Genomic DNA, 2591 nt, shown 5'->3' with positions numbered 1-2591 from the left:
CCCTCGACAAGCGATCCCCAGACGACGCATTCTTCGACACGGAACGAACCCAAAAGGCGGCATGACACCAACCCGATTACATCTTAGCTGAGCCGCAAAGCTGTCCTAAAAAGCAGGACCACTTCAACCTGATGAAACTTCCAGCCATTGTTCGAGCACCAGCTGCCCTTGCACCGCTGCTATTTTTGTATCGGCGCAACAGGTGGTTAGCAATCGGGAATAAAGACAGGCCGCGAACCAATTCGGAAAAATCCTTCGCCTCAAATGGAAACGGCCAATATCTGATTTGAAAGCGATAACGACAGAACCATCGGACCCTACAAGGAACCTCGGAGCCGCATAGCCGTGACAATCAAACTCGCTCTCTGCAGCAGCTATCTCGGCATGAGTGCAGATAGCTTTTCTGGCGATTTTGCAGACCACCGAAACCGATTGGACTACGTTTCAATGGCAAATGAGCTGGTAATCCCCCATTTTTACTGGGCTCAGAGGTTGCGTGGGGACTTCCGGCCCTCTCCGGACATTCGCCCGCAGGTCCAACGCTGCAGAACAGCTTACCCGAACCGGTCATTCATTCAGGCCGCAGCATTTTGAACGGTCCGATGGGCGTTGATGTCTGGAACTTCCTCCGGTATCCCTTTGCGAGATCGATGATCGCGCCAATGGCCTGCCCGTGAACCCGCTGGGGGACGTGCTGGAGCCTGGCTGCGATCTGGAGCGATGTTTTTGTCGACCCTCTAACTTGTCGATTGACAATTTAATAGGGAGGGAGTATCTTCAGTGCCAAGGAAAAAGCACACGTCGAAGGAAATCGAGGCTGTCGTCCAAGAGCTGGAAGCTCTCGGATGGGATCTCATTGAAGGCAAGGGGCACGTATGGGGAATTCTCCGCTGTCCTGCCAACGATAAGGAGTGCCGCTGCGGCACGTTCTGCAACATGTCGGTGTGGTCCACACCCAAGAACCCGCAGCAGCACGCGAAGAAGGTTAGGCAGAAGGCCCTGTCCTGCGTGAGGCTTGAGGAAAAATAAGAAGGAAAAGCCGATGGCTGAAGAATTCGAATTCGAACTGGTCTTCGCGCTCCCGGAAGGAGAGCATGACGCATTTGCCCTGTCCGACGCCGTCTTCGAGGCTGGCTTTGAAGATGCCCTTGTAGGCACGGGCCAGGCTGGCCTGGTCGGCGTGGAGCTGGAGGTTGAAGGGGACGACGCAGAGGTCGTGATCCTCGATGCTGCGCGGGCACTGATCAAGGCGCTGCCGCAAGGCACTGTCCTGCGCGAGGTTCGCCCTGACTTGGTCAGCTTGGCCGACGTGGCGGAGAAGCTGGAGGTCAAGCGTCAGGCCCTTCAACAGCGCAAGATGCCACTGCCGGTCTCTGGTGGGCTCTACCGCATCGATGAGATGGTCGCCGCCGTGATGGAGGCCTCGAAGCCGAAAAAAGGCCAGAGGCGCGCGCGGATGAACATTGCTGCAGCTTCGAAGTGGTTCCGGGCTGGAATGGCCGCACGAAAGGTGAATGCACAGCTGACGATGTGCGAGATTGATCCAGCGACAATTGAACGATCGCCGCGGTCGGAGAGGGAAGAGCCCGTCTTCCTGCGTCCATGAGAAAAGGCCGGCCCCTGGGGACGGCCTTCTTCATTCTTGAGAGAGCGACCGAACGCGGTGGCTTAGAGAGAATTTTTGTTTTTTGTCGATAAGAGACGATCCAATCACCGCCCCGCTTGGAGCTCGCCGTGTGCCCGGATCATCTGGGTGATGCCGCGTGGGGCTTCGGCCGACACGATCGGGCACCTTCCCGTCTTACCCTGCTGCACAGGCCCATACCACCCATCTGTTTTTGCTGAAGCTCTTCATCTACGGCTATCTGAACCGTATCCCCTCCCGCCGTAGGCTAGAGTGCGAAGAGGGTCGCAATGTCGAGCTGATGTGGCTGACCGGCCGCCTGGTGCCCGACCACAAGACCATCGCCGATTTCCGGCGCGACAACGGGCCAGCGATCCGTAGAACCTGCGCGCAGTTCGTGGAGTTGTGCCGGCGGATCTCCCAACCGATCAGTCCATCGAGGTTACGGAGCCATTGAAAGCTGACCTCAGGGCCTACTTGGAGAGGGTGAATGGACTGGCAGACTTCGACCCGAATGCCTTCGGTGTCCCCATCGATCGAGAAACTGGCCTCGGCCTGATCGCCAGTCTCTAACAGCTCTGACGACCGCTAACCAACACGACTCCGAGCCAGGCTGAGAACTTGGCGGGTGCGAAACTCAATGCATTCGGCGCAGGCTGCGGCGTAACCTGCGGTTGCCCTCGTCTGGATCGTCCTCTCCAGGGTGTTTTCCCCCGCCCTTCCAGTCATCCGACACGAGCCATTCCTCGAAATAGATCAGCCAGAGGTGGGTCCAGGGGATGATGGTGAGGTCCAGACGCTTGCTGGCATCCCATTGTCCGGTACCGGGTAAATAGAGGCAGTGGACCTGTCACGCTTTTGTGCCGCTCCAAGTGCTCGTTTAAGCCACTTTCCGTTCAAAAGCGACCGGGCTTTTCCAGCCTAATGCTGAGTGTCGGCGGCGCGGATTGTAGAACCCGTTAATGCA

The 2591-nt window shown here is 57.5% G+C and carries 1 protein-coding gene and 1 pseudogene; both read left to right on the top strand.

Annotated elements, in window-relative coordinates:
• Positions 1-1042 precede the first annotated feature (1042 nt).
• On the top strand, positions 1043-1606 hold the full coding sequence (locus DI396_RS16300; protein WP_110797470.1) for a hypothetical protein: 564 nt from the start codon (positions 1043-1045) through the stop codon (positions 1604-1606).
• Positions 1607-1813: 207 nt separating this feature from the next.
• A pseudogene (locus DI396_RS16295) lies at positions 1814-2042 on the top strand (transposase); the annotation flags it as partial.
• Between the last annotated feature and the right edge of the window lie 549 nt (positions 2043-2591).

This window comes from Litorivita pollutaquae, assembly GCF_003205515.1.
In the GTDB taxonomy this organism is placed as follows: domain Bacteria; phylum Pseudomonadota; class Alphaproteobacteria; order Rhodobacterales; family Rhodobacteraceae; genus Litorivita; species Litorivita pollutaquae.
The sequence above is the reverse complement of the archived record's forward strand: the minus strand, read 5'-3'. Positions and strand labels throughout refer to the sequence as shown.

Bases quoted from the DNA above. Each gene is read 5' to 3' on its own strand.
- DI396_RS16300 (WP_110797470.1), top strand. From the start codon at position 1,043: ATGGCTGAAGAATTCGAATTCGAACTGGTCTTCGCGCTCCCGGAAGGA.